At 70.6% G+C, this 24,735-nt stretch carries 30 protein-coding genes; 6 read left to right on the top strand and 24 right to left on the bottom strand.

Annotation, left to right across the window (positions count from 1 at the left end):
- Positions 1–75: 75 nt before the first annotated feature.
- Positions 76–852 carry a hypothetical protein gene (locus tag BT341_RS13890; protein ID WP_072476698.1) on the bottom strand — a complete coding sequence of 259 codons (777 nt, stop codon included), beginning with the start codon at positions 850–852 and terminating at the stop codon, positions 76–78.
- 405 nt (positions 853–1,257) lie between these two features.
- The gene (gene nucS / locus BT341_RS13885; RefSeq protein ID WP_072476697.1) at positions 1,258–1,917 is read right to left on the bottom strand and encodes an endonuclease NucS; all 660 of its coding nucleotides are present in this window, start codon (positions 1,915–1,917) and stop codon (positions 1,258–1,260) included.
- A 37-nt stretch (positions 1,918–1,954) separates the two neighbouring features.
- On the opposite strand from nucS, the gene BT341_RS13880 reads away from it, so the two are divergent.
- On the top strand, positions 1,955–2,500 hold the full coding sequence (locus tag BT341_RS13880) for an NUDIX domain-containing protein (protein ID WP_072476696.1): 546 nt from the start codon (positions 1,955–1,957) through the stop codon (positions 2,498–2,500).
- Here BT341_RS13880 and BT341_RS13875 read toward each other — a convergent pair.
- From BT341_RS13875 to BT341_RS13860, 4 genes are all read right to left on the bottom strand, one after another.
- Positions 2,472–2,936: a DUF2867 domain-containing protein gene (locus BT341_RS13875; RefSeq protein WP_072476695.1), complete on the bottom strand. Its 465-nt coding sequence runs from the start codon at positions 2,934–2,936 to the stop codon at positions 2,472–2,474. The two genes, BT341_RS13880 and BT341_RS13875, sit on opposite strands and share 29 nt — an antisense overlap.
- Positions 2,933–3,433 carry a TetR/AcrR family transcriptional regulator gene (locus BT341_RS13870; protein ID WP_245804960.1) on the bottom strand — a complete coding sequence of 167 codons (501 nt, stop codon included), beginning with the start codon at positions 3,431–3,433 and terminating at the stop codon, positions 2,933–2,935. The genes BT341_RS13875 and BT341_RS13870 overlap by 4 nt, the downstream gene beginning before the upstream one ends.
- Before the next feature lie 67 nt (positions 3,434–3,500).
- Entirely contained in the window at positions 3,501–4,274 is a 774-nt protein-coding gene (locus tag BT341_RS13865) for an enoyl-CoA hydratase-related protein (RefSeq protein ID WP_072476693.1), read from the bottom strand.
- 83 nt (positions 4,275–4,357) lie between these two features.
- Entirely contained in the window at positions 4,358–5,341 is a 984-nt protein-coding gene (locus tag BT341_RS13860) for a GlxA family transcriptional regulator (RefSeq protein WP_072476692.1), read from the bottom strand.
- A gap of 71 nt (positions 5,342–5,412) precedes the next feature.
- Here BT341_RS13860 and BT341_RS13855 point away from each other — a divergent pair, with 71 nt between their 5' ends.
- Positions 5,413–5,955: a cysteine hydrolase family protein gene (locus BT341_RS13855; protein ID WP_072476691.1), complete on the top strand. Its 543-nt coding sequence runs from the start codon at positions 5,413–5,415 to the stop codon at positions 5,953–5,955.
- Here BT341_RS13855 and BT341_RS13850 read toward each other — a convergent pair.
- Positions 5,948–7,963, bottom strand: coding sequence for a protein meaA (locus tag BT341_RS13850; RefSeq protein ID WP_072476690.1), 2,016 nt, complete (start codon positions 7,961–7,963; stop codon positions 5,948–5,950). The genes BT341_RS13855 and BT341_RS13850 overlap by 8 nt on opposite strands.
- Positions 7,964–8,047: 84 nt before the next feature.
- Positions 8,048–8,554 carry a YdbT family protein gene (locus BT341_RS13845; protein WP_143168547.1) on the bottom strand — a complete coding sequence of 169 codons (507 nt, stop codon included), beginning with the start codon at positions 8,552–8,554 and terminating at the stop codon, positions 8,048–8,050.
- A 108-nt stretch (positions 8,555–8,662) separates the two neighbouring features.
- Here BT341_RS13845 and BT341_RS13840 point away from each other — a divergent pair, with 108 nt between their 5' ends.
- Complete coding sequence (locus BT341_RS13840) at positions 8,663–9,286, top strand: LysE family translocator (RefSeq protein WP_072476688.1); 624 nt, start codon at positions 8,663–8,665, stop codon at positions 9,284–9,286.
- The gene (locus tag BT341_RS13835) at positions 9,286–9,909 is read left to right on the top strand and encodes a LysE family translocator (RefSeq protein ID WP_072476687.1); all 624 of its coding nucleotides are present in this window, start codon (positions 9,286–9,288) and stop codon (positions 9,907–9,909) included. The genes BT341_RS13840 and BT341_RS13835 overlap by 1 nt, the downstream gene beginning before the upstream one ends.
- A 206-nt stretch (positions 9,910–10,115) precedes the next feature.
- On the opposite strand, the gene BT341_RS13830 is transcribed toward BT341_RS13835, so the two are convergent.
- The 3 genes from BT341_RS13830 to BT341_RS13820 are packed head-to-tail and all read right to left on the bottom strand — an operon-like array spanning position 10,116 to position 12,551.
- A complete protein-coding gene (locus BT341_RS13830) occupies positions 10,116–11,306 on the bottom strand; it encodes an alpha/beta hydrolase family protein (protein WP_072476686.1) in 1,191 nt (396 codons plus the stop codon).
- The gene (locus BT341_RS13825; RefSeq protein ID WP_072481937.1) at positions 11,303–12,121 is read right to left on the bottom strand and encodes an NmrA family NAD(P)-binding protein; all 819 of its coding nucleotides are present in this window, start codon (positions 12,119–12,121) and stop codon (positions 11,303–11,305) included. Before BT341_RS13825 ends, BT341_RS13830 begins: the two co-directional genes overlap by 4 nt.
- A complete protein-coding gene (locus tag BT341_RS13820; protein WP_072476685.1) occupies positions 12,114–12,551 on the bottom strand; it encodes a nuclear transport factor 2 family protein in 438 nt (145 codons plus the stop codon). The genes BT341_RS13825 and BT341_RS13820 overlap by 8 nt, the downstream gene beginning before the upstream one ends.
- A 93-nt stretch (positions 12,552–12,644) precedes the next feature.
- Between BT341_RS13820 and BT341_RS13815 the strand changes: the two genes are divergently transcribed.
- Positions 12,645–13,238: a TetR/AcrR family transcriptional regulator gene (locus BT341_RS13815; protein WP_072476684.1), complete on the top strand. Its 594-nt coding sequence runs from the start codon at positions 12,645–12,647 to the stop codon at positions 13,236–13,238.
- Position 13,239: 1 nt separating this feature from the next.
- Here BT341_RS13815 and murA read toward each other — a convergent pair whose 3' ends face one another.
- Positions 13,240–14,514, bottom strand: coding sequence for a UDP-N-acetylglucosamine 1-carboxyvinyltransferase (gene murA, locus BT341_RS13810; RefSeq protein WP_072476683.1), 1,275 nt, complete (start codon positions 14,512–14,514; stop codon positions 13,240–13,242).
- A gap of 61 nt (positions 14,515–14,575) precedes the next feature.
- Here murA and BT341_RS13805 point away from each other — a divergent pair, with 61 nt between their 5' ends.
- On the top strand, positions 14,576–15,148 hold the full coding sequence (locus BT341_RS13805; protein WP_072476682.1) for a cob(I)yrinic acid a,c-diamide adenosyltransferase: 573 nt from the start codon (positions 14,576–14,578) through the stop codon (positions 15,146–15,148).
- Here the strand turns inward: BT341_RS13805 and BT341_RS45275 are convergent.
- The 12 genes from BT341_RS45275 to atpB all read right to left on the bottom strand — a co-directional run bounded on the left by BT341_RS45275 (position 15,145) and on the right by atpB (position 24,492).
- Complete coding sequence (locus BT341_RS45275) at positions 15,145–15,288, bottom strand: hypothetical protein (RefSeq protein ID WP_177328799.1); 144 nt, start codon at positions 15,286–15,288, stop codon at positions 15,145–15,147. The genes BT341_RS13805 and BT341_RS45275 overlap by 4 nt on opposite strands.
- Entirely contained in the window at positions 15,288–16,526 is a 1,239-nt protein-coding gene (gene aroA, locus BT341_RS13800) for a 3-phosphoshikimate 1-carboxyvinyltransferase (RefSeq protein ID WP_072476681.1), read from the bottom strand. Before aroA ends, BT341_RS45275 begins: the two co-directional genes overlap by 1 nt.
- A 10-nt stretch (positions 16,527–16,536) precedes the next feature.
- The gene (locus tag BT341_RS13795; RefSeq protein WP_072476680.1) at positions 16,537–16,857 is read right to left on the bottom strand and encodes a putative quinol monooxygenase; all 321 of its coding nucleotides are present in this window, start codon (positions 16,855–16,857) and stop codon (positions 16,537–16,539) included.
- 55 nt (positions 16,858–16,912) lie between these two features.
- Positions 16,913–17,347, bottom strand: coding sequence for a DUF2550 domain-containing protein (locus BT341_RS13790; RefSeq protein WP_072476679.1), 435 nt, complete (start codon positions 17,345–17,347; stop codon positions 16,913–16,915).
- 25 nt (positions 17,348–17,372) lie between these two features.
- Positions 17,373–17,738 carry a F0F1 ATP synthase subunit epsilon gene (locus BT341_RS13785; protein ID WP_072476678.1) on the bottom strand — a complete coding sequence of 122 codons (366 nt, stop codon included), beginning with the start codon at positions 17,736–17,738 and terminating at the stop codon, positions 17,373–17,375.
- A gap of 157 nt (positions 17,739–17,895) precedes the next feature.
- Complete coding sequence (gene atpD, locus BT341_RS13780; RefSeq protein WP_072476677.1) at positions 17,896–19,323, bottom strand: F0F1 ATP synthase subunit beta; 1,428 nt, start codon at positions 19,321–19,323, stop codon at positions 17,896–17,898.
- The gene (locus tag BT341_RS13775; protein WP_072476676.1) at positions 19,323–20,267 is read right to left on the bottom strand and encodes a F0F1 ATP synthase subunit gamma; all 945 of its coding nucleotides are present in this window, start codon (positions 20,265–20,267) and stop codon (positions 19,323–19,325) included. The genes atpD and BT341_RS13775 overlap by 1 nt, the downstream gene beginning before the upstream one ends.
- Positions 20,268–20,278: 11 nt before the next feature.
- Complete coding sequence (gene atpA / locus BT341_RS13770; RefSeq protein WP_072476675.1) at positions 20,279–21,916, bottom strand: F0F1 ATP synthase subunit alpha; 1,638 nt, start codon at positions 21,914–21,916, stop codon at positions 20,279–20,281.
- 57 nt (positions 21,917–21,973) lie between these two features.
- Entirely contained in the window at positions 21,974–22,798 is an 825-nt protein-coding gene (locus tag BT341_RS13765; RefSeq protein ID WP_072476674.1) for a F0F1 ATP synthase subunit delta, read from the bottom strand.
- A 5-nt stretch (positions 22,799–22,803) separates the two neighbouring features.
- Positions 22,804–23,349 (bottom strand): F0F1 ATP synthase subunit B, encoded by a 546-nt coding sequence (locus tag BT341_RS13760; protein ID WP_072481936.1) that lies wholly within the window; start codon positions 23,347–23,349, stop codon positions 22,804–22,806.
- A gap of 44 nt (positions 23,350–23,393) precedes the next feature.
- Positions 23,394–23,651 carry an ATP synthase subunit c family protein gene (locus BT341_RS13755; protein WP_072476673.1) on the bottom strand — a complete coding sequence of 86 codons (258 nt, stop codon included), beginning with the start codon at positions 23,649–23,651 and terminating at the stop codon, positions 23,394–23,396.
- 55 nt (positions 23,652–23,706) lie between these two features.
- Entirely contained in the window at positions 23,707–24,492 is a 786-nt protein-coding gene (gene atpB, locus BT341_RS13750; RefSeq protein WP_072476672.1) for a F0F1 ATP synthase subunit A, read from the bottom strand.
- Positions 24,493–24,735: the final 243 nt, after the last annotated feature.

Genomic DNA, 24,735 nt, shown 5'->3' with positions numbered 1-24,735 from the left:
GTTCCCCCGGCGATGAGCTGGGGAAACGCGCCCTCTTCTCGCGCGCCGCGGGAGCGGCGGGTGGCACTGAGCGGCTCAGCGGTCGGTCGGGACCGCGATCTCGCCCTCCTCGCCGATCAGCTTGGCGAGCACCTCGTCGGGCAGGTAGGTGCGGTGCGGGTAGCCCGGGCCCCACGAGTTGAGCAGCGGCACGGCGCCGAGCTCGTCGGCACGCGGATTGGCGAGCACGGCGTGCACGTCGTCGACCGTCTTGGCCCAGCGGAACGCCTTGATGCCCTGCTTGACCTCGGGCACGTACTTCTCGCGCGCCTGCCAGTCGTCGCCGGCGTAGGAGTCGTTCCACAGGACGTGCCCGGACTCCTTGAGCACCTCGGCCGCGGCGCGGACCGAGGTGCCGTTGTCGTCGCCGGGGTTGGTCTCGGGCCACTCGTCGCGCTTCTTGGCGGCGTCCCAGAGCCAGCGTGCGGCGTACTCGCTTCCGTTGAAGATCGACATGCACCGCGACCAGCCGAAGCCGACGCACGCGCCTTCGCGGCCCTGGTCGTAGAAGGCGTACCAGGCGTCGGTGTCCGGCGTGCCGCCCGGTTCGAGGCACACGCAGTGCCCGCCGCGGATCCGGCCGAGGTTCGCGACGCCGGACTTCGCGATGAAGAACTCACCGGAGGTCTTGTCCTGCTCCGGCTCGTCGAACGCGGAGTACCAGTTGACGCCGATCACGACCGGCGACCGGGTCGGCCGGTCGGCCTCCGACAGCGCGGCGAGCGGATACCGTTCCACGTGCCGCCAGTCGTCCGGAATGAACCGCCCGAGACGCGGGTCGGCCGGATCGGAACCGAGTGGGCGATAACGCATGACTTCCTCCTCCGTGCAGGCGAAAACGCGCGCGCACGGGCCGGATCGGATGCGCACACCGAGCTCGAAGGCGGACAGAAACGTTGGCACGACAAAGAAAGACGGCCGAGCGCGCCACCCTCCGGCCACGCCGGAAGCACCGGCGGAACCCCTCGAAATCGAGTGTCCCACGAGTACGCGCAATAGGATCCCGAACTCACCCGAACAGCGCAAAAGAGCAGGTCAGAAAGGATCTGGCCACAGCGCGGGCGCGTATCACGTGAACGATTTCCGCATGGAGTAATCAGCGGGGAATCAGATACCGCAATTCCGCATCGATTCGGTATCGGCACCGGGTACCACGCGATCGGGCAGCCGGGTGGGCCGGTTTTCACCGGCGCCCCGGCCGCCCGGTTCCGCCGGACCTCAGAAGAGCCGGAACTCGTCGGACTCGATGCCGCGCAGCTGGTCGTAGTCCAGGGTCAGGCAGCGGATTCCGCGGTCCTCCGCCAGCGTGCGGGCCTGCGGCTTGATGATCTGGGCCGCGAACACGCCCTGCACCGGTGCCAGCAACGGGTCGCGGTTGAGCAGCTCGAGATACCGCGTCAGCTGCTCGACGCCGTCGATCTCGCCGCGGCGCTTGATCTCCACCGCGACCGAGCGGCCCTCCGCGTCGCGGGCCATGATGTCCACCGGGCCGATCGCCGTCGGGTACTCGCGGCGGACCAGCGTGTAGCCGTCGCCGAGGGTCTTGATGTGCTCGGCCAGCAGCTCCTGCAGGTGCGCCTCGACGCCGTCCTTCTGCAGGCCCGGTTCCGCGCCCAGCTCCTGGGCGTGGTCGTGGTAGATCTCCTCGATGGAGATCACCAGCTTCTCGCCCTGCTTGTTCTCGACGATCCAGAGCTTGCCGTCCTCGATGAGCCAGCACGGCGGGCTCATCCAGTTCAACGGCTTGTACGCGCGGTCGTCGGAGTGGACCGACACCGAGCCGTCGGACTTCACGAGCAGCAGGCGGGTGGCCATCGGCAGGTGGGCGGTCAGCCGGCCGGCGTAGTCGACCTGGCACCGCGCGATCACGAGACGCACCCGAGGAGGGTAGGACAGGGTCGGTGATACTGGGCGCGTGGACCCCATTCAGCGTGTCGCGTCCCGCGAGGTGTACCGGAACAACTGGATGACCGTGCGGGAGGACGACATCCGCCGCCCCGACGGCTCGCCGGGCATCTACGGCGTGATCGACAAGCCGGACTACGCGCTGGTCATCGCGCAGGACGGCGACCGGTTCCGGCTGGTCGAGCAGTTCCGCTACCCGCTCGGCGAGCGGCGCTGGGAGTTCCCGCAGGGCACCGCGCCGGACCTGGCCGACCTGCCGCCGGCCGAGCTGGCCGCGCGCGAGCTGCGCGAGGAGACGGGCCTGCGCGCCGGCTCGATGACCGTGCTCGGCAGGCTGGACGTCGCGGCCGGGATGAGCAGCCAGCGCGGCTGGGTGTTCCTCGCCACCGGCATCACCGAGGGCGAGCCGGAGCGCGAGCACGAAGAGCAGGACATGCGCAGCGCGTGGTTCGCGCGCGCGGACGTCGAGAAGATGATCCTCGCCGGCGAGATCACCGACGCGCAGTCGATCGCCGCGTGGGCGCAGCTCATGCTGGCCGAGCGGCACCGGCCTTGAGCATTCCGCGGATCACCAGGCGGTGGAACGGCTTGATCAGCGCGAAGTAGGCCGGGCCGACGCGGTTGTGGAAGTGCACGAGCGTTCCCAGCCGGAACCCGCGGGGCACGGCTTCGACCGTCAGGTACCCGGTCAGGTGACTGTCGTCGACACCCGCGACCAGGTACCGCTCGGGATCGCCGGCCCGGACGGTGAAGAACGCGACGCGGTCGCCGGGCGTGAACCCGACGTCCTCGGGGCGCAGGCGGCCGCTGCGCGGAACGGACGCGGTGTCCAGGCGCAATGCCTTGGCGAGCAGGTACCGGGCACCGAAGAGCACCTTCACCCACGGCGGCGACCAGCTGAACACGCCCGCGACGAACTCGCGCAGGCTGTTCTCGCTCTCGATCTCCTCGAACTCGACGTAGTCGGCGCCCGCGGCGAACGGCTCGGTCATTTCCGCCTCCCCAGCACGAGTTCCAGCGCGTTCTTGAGCCGCCGTCCGGACAGCGGCGGCACGACCTGCCCGGCGCCGACGACGATCAGGTACAGCGCCTGCGCGAGATCCGCGTCGCCGGTGATCTCGGTCAGGTAGGCCACGCGGGTGCGGTCGACGCGCTCCTGGACCGCTCGCGCTTCGGCGTCCTGCGACGCCCACGCCCGGACGGCGATTTCCAGCTCCGGCCCGGGGCCCGGCGCGAGGACGAGCTTCAGCAGCGCGTCCAGCCGGTCGTCCGCCGCCGCTTCGGCCTGCTCGACGAACCGCGTGGTGCGCTCGGCTTCGAAGTGTTCGAGCAACGCGGTGCGGTAGCCGGTCATGCCCTTGAAGTGGTGGTAGAAGGAGCCCTTCGACAGCCCGAGCCGCTCGGCCAGCCGCTCGATGGTCACCGACGGCGCGCCCTGTTCCGCGAGCAGCACCAACCCCGCGTCCAGCCAGTCCCGTTTGCCCGCCATGGCCATACCGTACCGTATGGTATGGCCGGCGGCCACGAGGAAAACCCGCTGCGACACGGGGCCTGGTTCAGTCGGGCCAGGAGGGCTTGCGCTTCTCCAGGAACGCCGCCATGCCTTCGCGGGCGCCGGGCAGCTGGGACGCCGCGGCCATCACCTCGAGCGCGATCGCGTACGCATCGGCCTCCGGCCGGTCGAGCTGGGCGTACAGCGTCACCTTGCCCATCGCCTTGCTCGCGCGGCTGCCCCGCGTCGCCCGCGCGAGCAGCTCCGCGACGGCGTCGTCGAGCTGGTCGTCCGGCACCACGCGGTTGACCAGGCCCCAGTCGAGGGCCGTGGCCGCGTCGACGACGTCGCCGGTCAGCGCCAGCTCCATCAGCCGCTTGCGGCCGATCGAGCGCGCCACCGGGACCGCGGGGGTGTGGCAGAACCAGCCGCCCTTGCCGCCGGGCAGCGCGAAGCCCGCCGACTCGGCCGCGACGGCCAGGTCGCACGACGCCACCAGCTGGCAGCCCGCCGCCGTCGCCAGGCCGTGCACCCGCGCGATGACGACCTGGGGCACCGACTGCATCGTCTTCATCAGGTCCGTGCACAGCGTCAGCAGCTCGCGCACGCCCATGAGGCCGCGCGCGGCGACGTCGCCGAAGTCGTGCCCGGCGGAGAACACCGGGCCGGCGCCGGCCAGCACGATGCCGGTCGCGTCGGACGTCCCCGCCTCGCGGAACGCGGCCAGCAGCTCGGCCAGGTGGTCCGCGGACAGCGAGTTGCGCCGCGCCGCGCGGTTCATCGTGATCGTGACGGTGTCGCCGTCGCGCTTGACCAGGATGTGTTCGTACTCGGTCATGCTCTGAAGGTACAGCGGCGCGAAGCGCCTCAGTTGAGGGCGGCGGTGGGGAGGACAATGGAGGTCCAGCGGCGCGAAGCGCCTCAGTTGAGGGCGGCGGTGGGGAGGAAGGTGGAGGTAGTACTTCGAAAGGTGCGCCGATAGCTGTCCGGGCCGACGCCGACTTCGGCGCGCATCCGCCGCCGCAGGTTGGCCGCTGTGCCCAGCCCTGACCGCTCCGCCACGCGCTCGACCGGCAGTGACGTCGTCTCCAGCAGCCGCTGCGCGTACCGGACGCGCTGCACGCGCAGCCAGCGGCCCGGGGTCACGCCGGTCGCCGCGGCGAACTCGCGGTGGAACGTCCGCTCGCTCATCCGGGCGTGCCCGGCCAGGTCCTCGACGCCGATCCCGGAGCCGAGCCGGGCCAGCGCCCAGTCCATTGTGGACGCCACGCCCGGCTGGGCGGCGACCGGCGGCAGCGGCGTGTCGACGTACTGCCGCTGCCCGCCTTCCCGCGCCGGCGGCATCACGAGCCGGCGCGCGAGGGCGGCGGCGACGTCCGCGCCGTGGTCGCGGCGGACCAGGTACAGGCAGAGATCGAGGCCGCCGACGACGCCCGCGGACGTCAGGACGCCGCCGTCGTCGGTGTAGAGCACGTCACGCCGCAACATCGCCCGCGGCGCGACGCGGGCCAGGTCGTCGAGGTCACGCCAGTGCGTGGTCGCCGGACGGCCGTCGAGCAGGCCGGCGGCGGCCAGGGTGAACGCGCCCGAGCACAGCCCGGCGACCGTCCGTCCCTCCCGGTGGGCCCGGCGCAGCGCGGCGACGGCGGCGGCCGGGACCGGGGCCGGCGGGTCGTCACGGCCCGGCGCCAGCACGAGGTCGCAGCCGTCGAGCCCGGCGAGCCCGTGCGTCGCCGCGACCTCCCCGAACGGCGACACGGCCGTGCGCACCCGGCCCGGGCTGCACAGCCGCACGGTGAACGGGCCGATCCCGCTGTCGGTGCGGTCCTGGCCCCAGACCTCGCCGAGCACCGCGAGGTCGAACATCCGGGTGCCCGGCAGCAGCAGGACGCCGATGGTGCGCATGGCAGGAAAGTACCGCATCGCGCGTCTTCTGCCACTCCCCGGCGCGGGGAAAGGCCGCGAAACTCGACGCCATGACCGAAACGGCACTCATCCTCATCGACGTCCAGCGCGGGTTCGACGACCCTGGGTTCTGGGGCCCGCGCAACAACCCGGGCGCCGAAGCGAACATCAAGGCGTTGCTCGACGCCTGGCAGGAGCGGCGGCTGCCGGTGGTGCTCGTGCACCACGACTCCCCCAAGCCGGACTCGCCGCTGCGGCCCGGGCAGCCCGGCAACGACTTCAAGCCCGAACTCGACGGCGCCCGGCCGGACCTCGTGTTCGGCAAGCAGGTCAACTCGGCGTTCCTCGGCGACGTCGACCTCGACGCGTGGCTGCGCAAGCGCGGGATCGCCAGCTTCGTCCTCGCGGGAATCCAGACGAACTTCTGCTGCGAGACCACCGCGCGGATGGGCGGGAACCTCGGCTACGACGTGACTTTCGCGCTCGACGCCACGTTCACGTTCGACCTGCCGGAGGCGAGCGCGGACGAGCTGTACCGCGTCACGGCGGCGAACCTGGCGAACCAGTTCGCCACCGTGAAGTCCACGAAGGACATCCTGGCCGGCCTCAGCTGAGGCCGTGGCGCTCCCGGACCAGCGAGACGATGCCGTCCATGATCTCCGTCAGCTCGTAGTCCTTGGGCGTGAACACCCGGGCGATGCCGCGTTCGGTGAGCAGCGCGGCGTCGTCCGGCGGGATGATCCCGCCGACGATCACCGGCACGTCGCCCGCGCCCGCCGCGCGCAGGCCGTCGACGACGTGCGGGACGACTTCCAGGTGCGAGCCGGAGAGCACCGAGAGCCCCACGACGTGCACGCCTTCCTGCACCGCGGCGGCGACGATCTGTTCGGGCGTGAGCCGGATGCCCTGGTAGACGACCTCGAAGCCGACGTCGCGCGCCCGGACGGCGACCTGCTCGGCGCCGTTGGAGTGCCCGTCGAGCCCCGGCTTGCCGACCAGGATCCGCAGCCGCTCGCCCAGCTCGGCTTCGGTCTCCCGGACCCGCGAGCGGACGCGCTCCAGCTCCGGATCACCACCGCCCGCGGCGGCCGCGGAAACCCCGGTGGGCGCCCGGTATTCGCCGAACACCTCGCGCAGCGCGCCGGCCCACTCGCCGGTGGTCACCCCGGCCCGCGCACAGTCCACAGTGGCCTCGAAGAGGTTTTCCGTCGTCCGCGCGCGTTCCTTCAGTGCGGCCAGCGACCGCTCGACGGCGTCGTTGTCGCGCCGCGCGCGCCACTCCTCGATCGCGGTGACGGCAGCCTTCTCGACGGCGGGGTCGATCGTCTCGATCGCCTTCGCGCCCTCGGCCTGCAGCGGCGACGGCTCGGTCGTCTCGAACTTGTTGACCCCGACGAGGATCCGCTCGCCGTTCTCGACGCCGCGGCGGTACTCGGCCAGCGAGGTGACCAGCTGCGACTTCATGTAGCCGCTCTCGACCGCGGCGACCGCGCCGCCGAGGTCCTGCACGCGGGCGATCTCCTCGCGCGCGCCGGTCATGATCTCGTCGACCTTGGCCTGGATGACGTGCGAGCCGTCGAAGATGTCCTCGTACTCCAGCAGGTCCGTCTCGAACGCGAGCACCTGCTGCATCCGCAGCGCCCACTGCTGGTCCCACGGCCGGGGCAGCCCGAGGGCTTCGTTCCACGCGGGCAGCTGGATCGCGCGGGCGCGCGCGCCGCGCGAGAGCGACACGGCCAGCATCTCGAGCACGATCCGCTGGACGTTGTTCTCCGGCTGAGCTTCGGTGAGGCCGAGCGAGTTGACCTGGACGCCGTAGCGCAGCCGCCGTGCCTTCGGATCCGTGACGCCGTAGCGGTCCCGCGTCAGCTCGTCCCAGAGCGCGGTGAACGCGCGCATCTTCGACATCTCTTCGACGAACCGGACGCCGGCGTTGACGAAGAACGAGATCCGCGCGACGACCTTGGCCATGTCGGCCTCGCCGACCTGCCCGGAGTCGCGGACGGCGTCGAGCACGGCGATCGCGGTGCACAGCGCGTACGCGACTTCCTGCGTCGGTGTCGCGCCCGCTTCCTGCAGGTGGTAGCTGCAGATGTTGATCGGGTTCCACTTCGGCACGTGGTGCACGGTCCACGCGATCACGTCGGTGATCAGCCGCAGGCTCGGCCCGGGCGGGAAGATGTAGGTCCCGCGGGACAGGTACTCCTTGATGATGTCGTTCTGCGTGGTGCCGGTGAGCTTGGCGAGGACTTCGTCGACGTCCCGGCCCTCGGCTTCGGCTTGCTCACGCGCCACGGAGACGTACAGCGCGAGCAGCCACATGGCCGGCGCGTTGATCGTCATCGACGTATTGGCTTCGGCGAGCGGGATGCCGTCGAAGAGCCGGCGCATGTCGCCGATGTGCGACACGGGCACGCCGACCTTGCCGACCTCACCGCGGGAGAGCGGGTGGTCGGGGTCGTAGCCGGTCTGGGTGGGCAGGTCGAAGGCGACCGAAAGCCCGGTCTGGCCCTTCGCGAGGTTGCGCCGGTAGAGCTCGTTCGACGCGGCCGCGGAGGAGTGCCCCGCGTAGGTCCGCATCACCCACGGTCGGTCTCGCTCGCGGTCCGTTGGGTACGGCACTGGGCACCTCCGGCGGTGGACGTTTCGTCGAGTGTACCGACCGGTAACTTACGGTGGCAGTGGAATCCGACACGTCCGGGTGGTTCAGGCGACCGCCGGCGGGGCCTGCCGGGCCCTGGCCTCCTCGATCGCCTTGACGAGCAGGTCGCGGACGCGCTTGGGCTCCCCGACGCCGATCAGCGTCACCGAGCCCGGGCCGAACGCGATCGTCCCGGTGCGCGAAGGCCCCGGCTTCAGGACCGGCGCCGGCAGGCCGGCCAGCTCGGTGGAGCGTTCCTTCAGCCGGAACAGGCCCGAGCGCGCGATGATCCGGCTGTCCGTCACGGCGTACGTCGTACGCCCGAGCGCCAGGTACCGGACGGCCGAGCGGCCGGCCGCGCCGTAGAGCCCGATCACCAGGACCACGACCGTTCCGGCCATGGCCGCACCGGCCGGCTGCTTCGCGAAGAGGAACCACGACGCGGCGACGGCGAGGACGAGTCCCGCCGGGGCGACGACGCCGTCCGCGGCTACGTAGAGCGGGCGCTGGACCGGCTCCCCCGCCCAGAGCACGCGCTCGCCGGGGAGAAGATCGATTTCGCCTGCTGACATGGCCGAACACTACTCCGCCGGGCCGGTCCGCGCCGAGCCCCGAGCGCGCAGCGCTGTGACGGAAAACCGCGAGACCCGACCCGCCCGCGTCGGTTAGCTTGGGTAACCGTGACGTGGAGTGTGTACGGGAGTTACCTGGTCATCGTGGTCCTGATCGTGCTCGCGCCGGGCCCGGACACGATGGTGATGCTGAAGAACGCGCTCTCCGGCGGGTTCCGCGGCGGGCTGCTCGCCTCGCTCGGCATCTTCACCGGCAACGCCCTGCAGGGCACCGCCGCGGCGCTCGGCCTCGGCGTCTTGATCGCGCGGTCGCAGCCGGTGTTCCTCGCGCTCAAGTGGGTCGGCGCGGCCTACCTCGTCTTCCTCGGTGTCCAGGCGCTGCGCGGCGCGTTCCGCGGCAAGTACGACGTCGTCGAGCAGGTCCAGCGCCGGCGCGGCGGGGGTTTCCGGCGGTTCCGCGAGGGCTTCCTCTCCAACGTCACCAACCCGAAGGTGCTGGTGCTCTACCTTTCCGTGCTGCCGCAGTTCCTGACGGCCAAGTCGAGCGTCGCGGACTCCCTGGTGCTGGCCTACACGGTCGCCGTGCTCGGCGGGCTGTGGCTGCTGGCGCTGCTGCTGTTCGTGCACCGCGTCCGCGCCTGGCTGGGCCGCCGCCGGGTGCGCCGGACGCTCGACGGCGTCACCGGCACCGCGCTGGTCGGCTTCGGCGCCGCGCTCGCACTGGAGTCCTGATGACCTGGAGCACGTACCTGGGGTTCGCCGGGATGATGGCGTTCCTGGCGATGATGCCCGGCCCGGACACGATGGTGGTGCTGAAGAACGCCCTGACCGGCGGCCCGCGCGGTGGCGGCTGGGCGTGCGCGGGCATCACCGTCGCCAACTTCCTGCAGGGCACGGCCGCGGCACTCGGCCTGGGCGCGGTGATCACCCGGTACCAGCCGCTGTTCGAGACGGTGAAGTGGCTCGGCGCGGCGTACCTGGTGTTCCTGGGCATCCAGGCACTGCGCGGCGCGTGGCGCGGGGACTACGCGGCCCTGGACGACGTCCGGCGCGCCCGCGCGGCGCGGGGACGCCGGTTCCGCGAAGGGTTCCTGTCCAACATCACCAACCCGAAGGTGATCGTGCTGTACCTGTCGGTGCTGCCGCAGTTCCTCACGCCGTCGTCGACGTTGGCCGAGTCGCTGCTGCTGGCGTACACGGTCGCGGCGCTCGGCGTCGTGTGGCAGGTGCTGCTGCTGTTGTTCGTGCACCGGGTGCGCGCGTGGCTGCAGCGCCGCCGGGTCCGGCGGATGCTGGACGGCGCGACGGGCACCGCGCTGCTGGGATTCGGCGCGGCACTGGCCCTGGAGTCCTAGTCGGGATTCAAGACCTGGGGAGCTTGTGGCGCGCACGTGCTTTCGTCGTGCTCGTGCTGATCGCCACCTGGCGCGGGCGGCCCCAGCCCACTTCAAGGTGACGAAGACGATGCTGCCGCCATTCCTCACCCCGGAGTGGACGCTCGCCGAGTCGCTGCTGCGCATCGTCGCGGGCGTGCACCGCATCCGCGGCCGTCGGCCGACGCCTACAGCGTGCGGTCCAGCCAGTCGTAGATCCGGCCGGCCGCGAGCCGCAGGGCGCCGACGTGGCAGTGGGCGTCGGCGCCCTCCTCCGCGGTGAACGTCAGCAACGTCTTGGGCGCCTTCAGGTGTGCGTACAACCGGCGCGGCTCGGTTTCCGCGGCACCGCCGAAGAACAGGTCGTCCGCCGCTTCGCAGACCAGCGTCGGGCACGTGATCTTCTCCGCGACGCCGTCTTCGAGCGTGTACTCGAGGTACTTCGCGACGAACTCGCGGTCGGTCGCCGCGCCCATGGCGTATCGGCCGTGATCGCACGCCCACCGCAGCGTGGAGCTGGCCTGGCGTCCGGCGAGCAGCAGCGCGTCGAACTCCTCGTCGTGCTCGGCACGGGCCCGGCGGACGATCTCCGCGCGGTCCCAAGGCAGCAGGCCGGTCACCGCGGCACCCGCGTCGTAGACGCCGTCGACCGCGACGACCGCCGCCAGCCGCCGCTCGAACGCCGCCGCCCGCGGGGCCAGGACGCCACCGAGACTGACACCCAGCAGCGCGATCCGGGCCGGGTCGACACCGTCGAGGCCCAGCACGTGGTCCACCACCGGCGTGACGACGTGCTCCCAGTCCGGGCGGAACACGAGCTTCTCGTGCCGGATCGCGCCCGGCTGCCCGGGACCGTCGAACGTCAGGACGTGGTAGCCGCGCTCGACGCCCGCGGCCGCGCCCATGAAGTGCAGTTCCTCGGCACTGCCGTCGAACCCGCTGTGCATGATCAGCACCGGCTTCGGCCCGTCGCCCGAGGCGCGATAGAGGTAGCCGCGCAAAACCGTGCCCTCGTAAGGGATCTCGACCGGTTCCGCGACACCCGCGCGCCGGAAGCACTCGACACTGCGGTCGTAGGCCGCCGCGATCCGCGGGTCCGCCGGGTCGCCGTGGAGGAAGAACCCCGCCGAGAAGTAGTACGTCGACGCGCGCAGCAGCAGATCTCGCGCGGTCACCGGGCCCGCGTCGGCCGCTTCGGCGTAGAGCCGGTCGGCCAGGCCGCGGTAGGCGTCGTGCCAGCTGTCGTAGTCGCCCGCCGTCACGGTCGACGCGGCGGCGAGCACTTCGCCGAAGTCGGCACCGCCGTAGGCCGCCTGGCCGAACAGGCGCAGCGTCTCGAACCAGAACTGGGGGTCGTCTTCGAACAGGAGCTGCTTCATCGGATTTCTTCCTCCACGAAAGTCGCGAACGCGCGGGCGGGCCGCCCGGTGACCTGCTCGACGGCCGGGGTGACGCGGTCTTCGGCACCGCGGCGGATGTCTTCGTCGAGCGCGGCGAGGACGGCGGCGAAGTCCGCCGGCATCCCGGAGGCCGCCAGCCGCGCGGTGAGCTCGGCGGTGCTGACCGCGCGGTGGCGCACCGGACGTCCGAGACGCGCGGAAACGACCGAAGCGGCCTCGGCGTAGCTCAAGGCCGACGGACCGGTCAGGACGTGTTCGGTGTTGTGCGGTTCGGGGTCGGTCAGCGCGCGGACCGCGACCGCCGCGATGTCGCCGGCGTCGACGAACGCGACGCGGCCGTCGCCGGTCGCGGTGACGATCTCGCCGTCCCGCACCCCCTGGGCGACCGGGTGCGCACCGGTGAAGTTCTGCATGAACCACGACGGCCGCAGCACCGCCCACTCCGGCGCCGCGCGCACCAGCCGCGACAGCCCGCCCAGGCCGGGCGTCTCGGCGGTGACGGCCGACGAGCCGAGCAGGACGACCCGGCGCACGCCCGCGGCCAGCGCGTCCCGCAGGAAGGGCTCGACCAGCCGCGCGGGATCGGCCTCCCCGACGGGAGCCAGCAGGTACACCGCGGAACAGCCGCGCACCGCGTCGGCGTGGGTCGCCCGGTCGGTCCAGTCGAACCGGACCTGACCGGGCTCGCCCGGCTTGCGGGTCGCGGCCCGTGCGGTGACGCCGTTCGCGCGCAGCCCCGCCACGACCCGGCCGCCGGTCGTGCCGGTACCGCCGATGACCAGGACTTCAGCCACGGTCGCCACCGGTGAAGGCCGCCAGCAGCTCATCGGCGCCGCCCAGGATCTCGGCGGCGGCGAGCGGGCTCCAGTAATCGCGGTAGTGCCGGATTTCGCCGTTCTCGACGGTGATCACGGCGACGTACGACAGCTCGTACGGCTGCTGCGTCGCCACGACGACACCGGCGACGGTGAACTCCCCGACGATCACGGCCGGGTCGGCGGTCTCGTGCAGGGTCTTCGCGGTGATCGCACGGACGTCGAGCACGTTCGGGTAGTCCCGCAGGTACTCGCGGATCGCGTCGCGTCCTTCGACGCGCGGCGGGTAGCCGGGCCCGGCGAAGGGGAACTCGAGGACGCCGTCCTCGGCCCACAGCCCGGCGAACCCGGCCATGTCGTGCTCCAGCAGCAGGGCCAGGCCGCGCTCGACGAGGTCGCGTGGTCGCATCGGCAGCTCCTTCGACGATTGGACGGTACGGTACCGTCCCGACGATAGACTAGACGGGACGGTACCGTCTCGTCCACCCGCTAGACTGCGGCCATGGCACGCACCCCCACCGGCGCGGCGGTCCTCCAGCCCGAGGTCACGCAGGCGATCACCGACGCGGTTCTGCAGGAGCTCGCCGAGCAGGGCTACGGACGGCTGTCGATGGAGGCCGTGGCGAAACGCGCCGGCGTCGGCAAGAGCGCGCTCTACCGGCGGTGGCGCTCGAAGCAGGAGATGGTCGACGCGGTCGTGACGGAGTTCAGCGTGTCCCGCGCGGCCGAAGCCGACACCGGTTCATTGCGCGGCGACCTGCGGGAAACGATGCACGCGCTGATCGGCTGGCTGACCCACCCGATGTTCTCGCGCATCCTGCCGGACCTGGTCGCCGAGTCGGCGCGGAACCCCGAGTGGAGCCGGACCGCGCGCGAGTACATCGGCGCGACCCGGCGGGAAGCCGGCGAGGTGATGCTGCGCCGGGCGATCGCGCGCGGCGAGCTGCCCGGGGACCTGGACCTCGAGATGGCGCTGGACGCGCTGGCCGCGCCGATCTACTGGCGGCTGGTGGTCCGGCAGGCGCCACCGGGCCCCGACTACGTCGACCGGCTGGTGGCCTACGCCCTGCGCGCGCTGGGCGCGCAGGACGCCTGACTCACTTGCGGTCCGGCTCGCCGCTGACCCGCTCGATGCGGGCGCCGAGGCGGTTGAGGTTCTCCACGAAGTGCGGGTAGCCGCGGTCGATGTGGAAGACGTCCCAGACCTCGGTGACACCGTCCGCGCACAGGCCCGCCAGCACCAGCCCCGCGCCCGCGCGGATGTCGGACGCCCAGACCGGCGCGCTCGACAGCTTCTCGACACCGCGGACCACCGCGTGGTGGCCGTCCGTGCGGGCGTCGCCCGACAACCGGACCATCTCCTCGATGAAGCGGAAGCGCGCCTCGTAGACGTTCTCCGTGATCATCGACGTGCCCTCCGACACCGCCGAGAGCGCCACCGCGAACGGCTGCAGGTCGGTGGCGAACCCGGGGTACGGCAGCGTCACCCAGTCGACCGCCTTCGGGCGGTCCGCCTGGACCACGCGGAAGCCCTTGTCACCGAACGTCTCGACCTCCGCGCCGGCCAGCTGCAGCTTGTTCAGCACCAGGTCGAGGTGGTGCGGGTTGACGCCGCGGACGGTGATGTCGCCGCGAGTCATCGAGGCGGCGAACGCCCAGGTCGCGCCCACGATCCGGTCGCCGATCACGCGGTGCTCGGTCGGGTACAGCTTCTCGACGCCGTGCACGGTCAGCGTCGACGTCCCGGCGCCCTCGATCTTCGCGCCCATCTCGGTGAGCATCGTGCAGATGTCGGCGATCTCCGGCTCGCGCGCGGCGTTGTCGATCACCGTGGTGCCCTCGGCCAGCACGGCCGCCATCAGGATGTTCTCGGTGGCGCCGACGCTCGGGAAGTCCAGCCAGATCTGGGCGCCGACCAGCGTCTCGGCCTTCGCGACGACGCAGCCGTGCTCGATCGTGCTCGTCGCGCCCAGCTTGCGCAGGCCGTTCTGGTGCATGTCCAGCGGCCGCGACCCGATCGCGTCGCCGCCGGGCAGTGCCACGACGGCCTGCTTCAGCCGCCCGACCAGCGGGCCCAGCACGCAGACGGACGCGCGCAGCTTGCCCATCGCCGGCGAGTCCGCGCGGTGCGACAGCTCGGCCGGCGTCGTGATGGTGGCGGTGTCGCCCTCGATGACGACCTCGCAGCCGACGCTGCGCAGCACGTCGGCCATCAGCGGGACGTCCAGGATCTGCGGGCAGTTCGTGATGGTCGTGGTGCCCTCCGCGAGGAGGGCGGCGGCCATCAGCTTCAGCACGCTGTTCTTCGCGCCGACCACGTCGACCTCGCCGACCAGCCGGGCTCCGCCATGCACGTCGAAGTGCTCGCTCATGGCCGCCAATCATGCCCTCTCGCCCCGATTCGGCCCGGGCGGGGGCCGCTATGGTGGGTTCATGGTCGTTCGCATCAACCGCGTCTACACGAAGGTCGGGGACAACGGCACGACCGCGCTCGGCGACGGTTCCCGCGTGCCGAAGACGTCCCCGCGGCTGGGCGCGTACGCGGACACGGACGAGACGAATTCGGTGCTGGGCCTGGCGATCGCGGTCGGCGGGCTGCCGGCGGAAGTCGCGAACGTGCTGCGCCGCGTGCAGAACGACCTGTTCGACGTCGGCGCGGACCTCTGCCTGCCCGTTTCGGACGACCCGCCGTACCCCCCGCTGCGGATCACGGAGGACTACGTCGCCCGGCTGGAGGGCTGGTGCGACGAGTTCAACGAGCGGCTGCCGAAGCTGACGTCGTTCATCCTGCCGGGTGGCACCCCGGGAGCGGCGTTCCTGCACCAGGCGAGGACGGTGGCGCGCCGGGCGGAGCGCTCGGCGTGGGCATTGCACGAGGCGGAGCCGGAGACGACGAACCCGGTGGCGGTGAAGTACCTGAACCGCCTGTCGGACCTGCTGTTCATCCTGGCCCGGCTGGCGAACCCGGACGGCGACGTGCTCTGGCAGCCGGGCGGGCAGTCCTAACCCTGCTCGTGGGCCGCCCAGTAGCGTTCCAGGTCGACCTCCGGAGTGCCGTCGAAGGCCGGGTCCACGGGCTGGGTCGTGACCATCTGCTCCGGCTTCACGCGCTCCGGCAGCTTCGCGAAGCGGTTCTCCTCGGCCATCAGATCCCCCAGCTCTGCCGCAGGACCCCCAGCGCCTGGTGGAAGCCGGGGAACGTCTTCTTCACGCACTCCGGATCGTCCAGCGTGATACCCGGCGTGCGCAAGCCCGTGATGCTGAACGCCATCGCGATCCGGTGGTCGCGGCGGCACTTCACCAGGGCGCCCGTCGGCGTTCCCGGCCGGATCTCGATCCAGTCGCGGCCCGTCTCCACCGGCACTCCGAGCGCGCGCAGGTTCTCCTCGCAGGCGTCCAGGCGGTCGCACTCCTTGATGCGCGTGTTGTACACGTCCTCGATGCGCACCGGCCCCGAAGCGAACGGCGCGATCGCCGCCAGGGTCGGGACCGTGTCCGAAATGTCGCGCATGTTGACCGTGATGCCGCGCAGGCCGCCGGACGGGCCCGCCACCGTCACCGAGTCCGGGCCCAGCTCAACGTGCGCGCCCATCTCGCGCAGCACGTCGGCGAACCGGACGTCGCCCTGCAGGGCGTCCGAACCGAGGCCGGGGATGGTCACCGTCCGGCCCGTGACCGCCGCCGCGGCCAGGAAGTAGCTCGCCGTCGACGCGTCCGGCTCCACCGGGTACTCGCACGCCTGGTACGGCTGCGGCGGCACCACGAACGTCTTCCCCTCCCGGCGGACCTCCACGCCGAAGCGGCGCATCATCTCGAGGGTGATCTCGACGTACGGCACCGACACGAGATCGGTCACCGTGATCCGCAGGCCCTCCGCGGTCAGCGGCGCGACCAGCAGCAACGCCGTCAGGAACTGCGACGACAGCCCCGCGTCCAGGGTGAGGGACCCGCCCTTGATGCCGTTCGCGCGGACCGTCAGCGGGTGGTGGCCCGGCTCGCCCTCGAAGGTCAGGTCGACGCCCAGTTCCCGCAGCGCGTCGGTCAGCGGCCCCAGCGGGCGGCGGCGCATCTGCTCGGACGCGTCGAAGTGGAACGTCCCGGTGCCGGCCGCGGCGAGCGCGGGCAGGAACCGGGCCGTCGTGGCACCGTCGCGGCAGAAGACGTCCGCTTCGGCGACGCCGGGCCCGGACGGGCGGCCCTCGATCGTCCACGCGCCCGGCTGCCGGTCGACGCGGTACCCGAGCTTGACCAGGCCCTCGGCGAAGCCCTCGGTGTCGTCCGAGTGCAGCGGACGGCCGAGCGTGGTGGTCCCGTGCGCGGCCGCGGCGAGGAACAGGCCACGGGCGGTGACGGACTTGGAGCCGGGGATCTCGACGAGGGTCACCCCCGCGAGTTTAGTGTGGCGCGATCTCGGCCATCGGGCCCCAGTCCGAGGCGTCCTGCACGTTGATGATCTGCGGGTGGCCGGAGATGTAGGCGCCCAGCGTCGCGACGGCCGTCTTGAAGTGCTCGGAGCTGACGTGCGCGACGGCGGCGTCCTGGCCTTCGAAGCCCTCCACCAGCACGTATGTGTTCTCGTCCTCGAGGCTGCGGGACCACTCGAAGAACTTGTTGCCCGCTTCTGCGCGCGTGTTGCGGGTGAAGTCCGCGACGATGTCCGGCCAGGAGTCCGCGTACTCGGGCTTGACCGGGAACTTGACCACGATGAGGATCATGGCCTCCACCGTAGGCCCTGAGGACGGTTCCCGGCTGTCTCGGTTCGAGACAGCGTCAGGACGCGCGCGGGAGGCGCCGCCCCGGCGGAGCGGACTCCAGCCAGGAGAGGAACCCGGTGAGCGCGCCCGGCCCCATCGCGATCTCGATCGGCTCCTGGGTCTCCGACTCGCAGCGCAGCACCGTCGCCCCCTCGGGGACCGCGTACGCCTCGCTGCCGGAGGGGTCGCGCCGGTCGGCGATCTGCATGCTTTCGCGCTGGAAGACGCGGTCCGGGCCGGTCCGCAGGCTCCACACCCGGTACCAGACGAACTCGTCGCCTTCGTAGCGGCCGAGCCCCAGGTGCCAGCCGGCGCGCGCGTTGTCCGGGCGCCACCGCAGCGCGACGCTCACGCCACCACCGCGGCGCATGCGGAACCACCGCTGGCCGTACCAGGCCGCCAGCACGGCGAGCACGGCCAGGAGCCCGATGACGACCACGGTGATCTTCACGGCCCGGCTCCTGCCCGTCTCCCGCTCAGGCCGACTGACCTGCCGCGCGGAGCTGGGCCGAGGCCCTCGTCCGCTCGGTCTCGTCGTCGGCGCTCAGTGCCGCCTTCGCCGCGTCGACGTCGATCTCGTCGGACAGCTCGGCGCTCTCGGCGAGGATGCTGACGCCCGTGCCGGTCACGGAGAGGAACCCCCCGTGCACGGCCGCGCAGACCGTCTCGCCGTCGGTGGTCGTCACCTTGACCACGCCACCCTCGACGAGCTGCCCGAGCACGGGTTCGTGGCCGGCCATGATGCCGATCTCACCCTCGGTGGTCTGGGCCACCACGAAAGTGGCGGTACCCGACCAGAGACGGCGCTCGACGGCCACCAGCTCCACGGACATCTCAGCCACGTAGCACTCCTTAGCTCGGGGTGTTACTCCCGAGTGTAATAGGTCTGACTCAAGCCCCGCCGACGTACTTCTTCCCGCGGAGGCGGATTCGATTCGAATAGGCGAACGGCGGGGGCCTGAGTCCACATAGGACACCGCCCCCGCCGCACCCGGAAACTCACTTCTTGGTGATTTCCTTGTACTTCTTCTCGAGGTCCTCGAGGCCACCGATGCCCAGGAACGCCTGCTCCGGGTAGTGGTCGAAGTCACCCTTGGTGATGCGGTCGAACGACTCGATCGTCTCCGACAGCGGCACCGTCGAGCCCGGCTGACCGGTGAAGGCCTCCGCGACCAGCATGTTCTGCGACAGGAACCGCTCGATGCGGCGCGCGCGCTGAACGGTCAGCTTGTCCTCTTCCGAGAGCTCGTCCATACCGAGGATCGCGATGATGTCCTGCAGCTCCTTGTACTTCTGCAGGATCCGGATGACCTCGGAGGCGACGCGGTAGTGGTCCTCGCCGACGATGGACGGGTCGAGGATCGTCGACGTCGACGCCAGCGGGTCCACCGCCGGGAAGATGCCCTTCTGGAACACCGACCGGGAGAGCTCGGTGGTGGCGTCCAGGTGGGCGAACGTCGTCGCCGGAGCCGGGTCGGTGTAGTCGTCCGCGGGGACGTAGATCGCCTGCATCGAGGTGATCGACCGGCCCCGGGTCGAGGTGATCCGCTCCTGCAGCTGACCCATCTCGTCGGCCAGCGTCGGCTGGTAACCCACGGCCGACGGCATGCGGCCCAGCAGGGTCGACACCTCGGAACCCGCCTGGGTGAACCGGAAGATGTTGTCGATGAACAGCAGCACGTCCTGGTTCTGGACGTCGCGGAAGTACTCCGCCATGGTCAGCGCGGACAGCGCGACGCGCATGCGCGTGCCCGGCGGCTCGTCCATCTGGCCGAAGACCAGGGCGGTGTCGTTGATGACGCCGTCCTCGGACATCTCCAGGAACAGGTCGTTGCCCTCGCGGGTGCGCTCGCCGACGCCGGCGAACACCGAGGTACCACCGAAGTTCCGGGCGACGCGGGTGATCATCTCCTTGATGAGCACCGTCTTGCCGACGCCGGCACCGCCGAACAGGCCGATCTTGCCACCCTGGACGTACGGGGTCAGCAGGTCGACGACCTTGAGGCCGGTCTCCAGCATCTCCGTCTTGCCCTCGAGCTGGTCGAAGGGCGGCGGGTTGCGGTGGATGCCCCAGCGCTCGAGGTCCTCGCCGTAGCCGGGCTCGTCGAGGCACTCGCCGAGGGCGTTGTAGACGTGGCCCTTGACCTTGTCGCCGACCGGGACCGTGATCGGGCCGCCGGTGTCGGTGACCTCGGCGCCGCGCACCAGGCCGTCCTGCGGCTGCAGGGAGATGGTGCGGACGAGGTTGTCACCCAGGTGGCTGGCGACCTCGAGGGTCACCGTCTTGCGCAGCTGCTCGAACTCGATGTCGACCTTGAGCGCGTTGAACTGGTCGGGAACGGAACCGCGCGGGAACTCGACGTCGACGACCGGCCCGGTCACCGAGACGATGCGCCCCTTGGCGCGCGGGGCTTCAGTACTGGTCATCAGTCATCACTTCCTGCTGCGGTGAGCGCGTTCGCGCCACCGACGATTTCGGAGATCTCCTGGGTGATCTGCGCCTGGCGGGCCTGGTTCGCCTCCCGCGTCAGCGTGTTCACCAGTTCGTTCGCGTTGTCCGACGCCGACTTCATCGCCGTCCGGCGGGCGGCCAGCTCCGAAGCCGCCGACTCCAGCAGCGCGGCGTAGATCCGCGTGTTGATGTACTTCGGCAGGAGCGAGTCCAGCAGCTTGTCGGCACTCGGCTCGAACTCGTAGCTGGGGAGCAGCTCGCCGGAGGGCTTCGGCTCCTCTTCGCCGTCCGCGTACTCGACCTCGAGCGGCGCGACGCGCTTGGCGGTCGGCCGCTGCGTCAGCATCGAGACGAACTCGGTGTAGACGATGTGGATCTCGTCGACACCCGAGATGCCGTCACCGTTGCCGTGCGCGTCGTCCGCGCCGAGCATGAACGACTCGACCAGGGCCTCCCCGGCCGCCGCCGCGTTCGCGTAGCCCGGCTGGTCGGAGAAGCCCGTCCAGCTGTCCTCGACCGGGCGGTTGCGGAACCGGTAGTAGTTCAGCCCCTTGTTCCCGGTGACGTAGACCTGCGGCTCCTTGCCCTCTTCGCGGAGCAGGGTGAGCAGCTCTTCCGTCGCGCGGAGCACGTTGGAGTTGTAGCCACCGCACTGGCCCTTGTCACTGGTCACGACCAGGACGGCGGCCCGCTTCGGGTTCGGGCGCTCGACCAGCAGCGGGTGGTCGAGGTTGGTGGCCGCGCCGGCCAGCGCCGAGAGCACCTTGGTGATCTCGTCGGCGTACGGCCGGGAAGCGGCGACCCGCGCCCGCGCCTTCGTGATGCGCGCGGTGGCGATGAGCTCCATCGCCTTGGTGATCTTGCCGATCGACTTGGTCGCCTTGATGCGCGACCGGAGTTCCCGGAGTTGTGCGGCCATGAGCTACCAGCTCACTTCTTCGGCGCGGGCTTGTTGACCTTGACGGTCTCGTGCCCGACCTTGTCGGCGTCCATGGCGTCCGCGTTCTCCTCGAGCGGCTTGCCCTCGGAGGTCGTGAACTCCTTCTTGAACTCGTTCACCGCGGCGACCAGCCGGTCGGCCGTCTCGTCCTCGAACTTGCCGGTGTCGCGGATCGCGCCCAGCACGTCGGCGTGCTTGCGGCGGGCCGACTCGATGAACTCGTGGTTGAAGCGGCGCACGTCCTCGACCGGGACCGAGTCGTAGTGGCCGTTCGTGCCCAGGTACACCGTGGCGACCTGCTCCTCGACCGGGATCGGCGAGTACTGCGGCTGCTTGAGCACCTCGTACAGCCGGGCACCACGCTCGAGCTGCGCCTTCGAGGCGTCGTCGAGGTCCGAGGCGAAAGCCGCGAAGGCCTCCAGCTCGCGGTACTGCGACAGGTCGATCCGGAGCGAACCGGAGACCGACTTCATCGCCTTGACCTGCGCGGCACCACCCACGCGGGAGACCGAGATACCCACGTCGATGGCCGGGCGCTGGCCCGAGTTGAACAGGTCGGACTGGAAGAAGCACTGACCGTCGGTGATCGAGATGACGTTCGTCGGGATGTAGGCCGACACGTCGTTCGCCTTGGTCTCGATGATCGGCAGGCCGGTCAGCGAACCGCCGCCCAGCTCGTCCGACAGCTTCGCGCAGCGCTCCAGCAGGCGGGAGTGCAAGTAGAAGACGTCGCCGGGGAACGCCTCGCGGCCCGGCGGGCGGCGCAGCAGCAGCGAGATCGCGCGGTAGGCGTCGGCCTGCTTGGTGAGGTCGTCGAACACGATGAGGACGTGCTTGCCCTCGTACATCCAGTGCTGGCCGATGGCCGAGCCGGTGTACGGCGCGATCCACTTGAAGCCGGCCGAGTCGGACGCGGGGGCCGCGACGATGGTGGTGTACTCCAGCGCGCCGGCGTCCTCGAGGGACTTCTTGACCGAGGCGATCGTGGAGCCCTTCTGGCCGACCGCGACGTAGATGCAGCGGACCTGCTTCTTCGGGTCGCCGGTCTCCCAGTTGGCCTTCTGGTTGATGATCGTGTCCACGGCGACGGCGGTCTTGCCCGTCTTGCGGTCACCGATGATCAGCTGGCGCTGGCCGCGGCCGATCGGGGTCATCGCGTCGATGGCGGTGATGCCGGTCTGCAGCGGCTCCGACACCGGCTGGCGCTCGACCACCGAGGCGGCCTTGAGCTCCAGGGCGCGGCGGGTGGTGGTCTCGATGTCGCCGAGGCCGTCGATCGGCTGGCCCAGCGGGTTGACGACACGGCCGAGGTAGCCGTCGCCGACCGGCACCGACAGGACCTGGCCGGTGCGCTTGACCTGCTGGCCCTCTTCGATGCTCTCGAAGTCACCGAGGATCGCGGCACCGATGGACCGCGCGTCCAGGTTCAGGGCGACGCCCAGGACGCCGCCGGGGAACTCGAGCAGCTCGTTGGCCATGGCCGAGGGGAGGCCCTCGACGTGGGCGATGCCGTCACCCGCGTCGATCACGACGCCAACTTCTTCCCGGCTCACGTCCGGGGCGTAACTCGAGACGTAGTTCTCGATCGCGCTACGGATCTCATCCGAGGAGATCGTCAGCTCGGCCATGTCTTTCCCGCTCTCGCTTCGTTCTTGCCAGTATGCAAAGTCTTGTGTGACCTGGGGCTATGCCCGGGCCAGCCGCCTGCGCAGCGCCGCCAGCTGACCCGCCGCGCTCCCGTCGATGACCTCGTCGCCGACGCGGACGACGAGCCCGCCGCCGAGCCGCGGGTCGACCTCGACGTGCAGCGCGATCGGCCGCCCGTAGAGGTCGTTGAGCTTCGCGCCCAGCTGGGCGGTCTGCTCGTCGGTCAGGGCGTTCGCGCTGGTCACGTACGCGACCGAGCGCTCACGGCGTTCCGCGGCCAGCTTGACCAGCTTGTCGAGCCCGACGCCGACGCCGCGGCCCTTGGCCCGGCGGACGACCTGCTCGACGAGGGTCTCGGTGACCACGTCCACCTTGTCGGCGAACAGCCCGCGCACCAGCGTGCGCTTGGCGTCGGCGGGCCCGGTCAGGTCCGACAGCGCGGCCTCGAGCTCCGGGTGGTTGGCCACGACGCGCGCGACCTGGAAGAGCTGGGACTCGACGGTGTCGACGTTCCCGGTCTTCTCCGCCGCGGTGAGCAGGGCCGAGCGGCCGAGCGACTCGAGCCCGTCGGTCAGCTCACGGGGACTGGACCAGCGGCTGCCCGCCACGGTGTCGAGGACCTTCAGGGCCGGTTCGGACAGCTTGCCGTCGAACAGCCGGCGCACCAGCGCGGTGCGCGCCTCCGACGTCGTCGAGGCGTCGCTCACCGCCCGGCGCAGGCCGATTTCCCGGTCCAGCAGGTCGACGACCGAGAGCAGCTCGTCGCCGACCGTGGCCGCGTCGGCACCCGCGTCGGCCAGAACCTCGCCGAGGCGTTCCTCGGCGAGGCCGAGCGCTTCACGGCTCGCAGCATGCAGCGTCATTCTGGTTACTTCCCCGCTCCGTTGGAGGCCCCGGCGGACTCCAGCTCCGCCAGGAACCGGTCGACGGTGCCGCGGCGGCGCGCCTCGTCCTCGAGCGACTCGCCGACGATCCGGCTGGCCAGCTCGACCGCGTTGCGGCCCATGTCGGCCCGCAGCTCGGCGATGATCTGCGCCTTCTGGGCCTGCAGCTGGGCCTGGCCCTGCGCGACGATCCGCTGCGACTCGGCCTCGGCCTCGGCCCGCAGCTCCGCCTTGATCTGCTCGGCTTCGAGCCGGGCGTCGTCGCGGATCTTCGCGGCCTCGGTGCGGGCCTCCTGCAGCTGGGCCCGGTACTTGGCCAGCGCCTCTTCGGCTTCGGCCTGGGCCTTCTCGGCCTTCTCGATGCCGCCCTCGATCTTCTGCGCACGCTCTTCGTACGCGGCCTCGAAGCGAGGGACGACGTACTTCTTGAGGATGAACAGCAGGATCAGGAAGGCGACGATGCCGAGGATCAGCTCCGAGATGTCGGGGATGATCGGGTTGTGCACCTTTTCCTCTGCGGCGAGGAGCATGGCACTGTTCAGCACGGCGTCTCCTTAAGCGATGAGCCGAGGACTCAGGCGGCGGAGGCGATGAAGTAGATGACGATGCCGATCAGGGCGAGCACCTCGGTCAGGACGAAGGTCGAGAAGCCGATGCCCTGCAGCTTGCCCTGCGCCTCCGGCTGACGCGCGGTGCCGTTGATGACGGCGGCGAAGATCAGACCCACACCGATACCGGGGCCGATCGCGCCCAGGCCGTAGCCGATGGCGGCGAGACCCGGGTTGATGTTGACAGCCTGCGTCGCGGCCTCGGCCAGAACGATGTTGCTCACGTGCGTTTCCCTTCACTTCGGTCCACGCGCTCGCGTGGATCGGGGGCTTGTGTTCTCAGTGCTCCGACGCCAGCGCGGCGCCGATGTACCCGGCCGACAGCAGGGCGAAGATGTAGGCCTGCAGCACCTGGATGAAGGCCTCGAGGAACGTCATGCCGATGGCCACGATCCAGGCCACCAGCGAAACCGGCTTCAGCGCCCAGCTCGACGTCTCGGTCAGCAGGAAGGTGCCGCCGAGGGTGAACACCGCCAGGATCAGGTGACCCGCGAACATGGCGGCGAAAACACGGATGGCGAGCGTGAGCGGGTTGAGGAAGAACTTCTCCGCGAACTCGATCAGCGCGAACAGCGGCAGCACCGCGGCCGGGACGCCCGGCGGGGCCAGTTCCTTCTTGAAGTAGCCGCCGAAACCGTGCCGCTTGAACCCGACGTAGTGGTACACCGGGTAGACGACGAGCACCGACAGCGCGATCGGGAAGCCGAACCGCGCCATGGTCGGGAACTGCAGGACGGGGATGATCCCGTAGAGGTTGTTCACCAGGATGAAGGTGAACAACGTGAAGATGAGCGGCACGAACCGCTTGAAGTCGTGTGAGCCGATCTGCTCGCGCGCGATGTTGTTGCGGCTGAAGTTGTAGATCGACTCCGCGACGAACTGCCCCTTGCTCGGCACGACCTTGAGCTTGCGGGTCGCCAGCAGGAAGTACGTCGCGATGATGACCACCGAGAGCACGACGAGCAGCATCGGCTTGGTGACCGCGCCGAACAACGGCGGCAACTCGAAGCTTTCGGCGCCGGGCGGCGAAAACACCGCTCCCTCGGCCAATACCAGCGCGCCCACTGGGCTCCTTCCGGTTCTCCCGGCCGGCGTTCACTCCGCCGGGGGAATCGTCACGATCTGGACTTAACGTACCCGATACGTATCGGGACGCCGGAGGCGGCTACCCCACCGTGCGCAGAACACGCCTTCACGTTCTGCACACGGGGTTCTCTCGCGTGAACACTGCCCTGCGGTCTACTTCGGACCAGCGGCGGAAGAGGCGGAACCAGTCGGTCGCCACACTGCTGATCGCGGTTCGTCTTA

Source organism: Amycolatopsis australiensis (genome assembly GCF_900119165.1).
GTDB classification, from domain to species: Bacteria; Actinomycetota; Actinomycetes; order Mycobacteriales; family Pseudonocardiaceae; genus Amycolatopsis; species Amycolatopsis australiensis.
The sequence above is the reverse complement of the archived record's forward strand: the minus strand, read 5'-3'. Positions and strand labels throughout refer to the sequence as shown.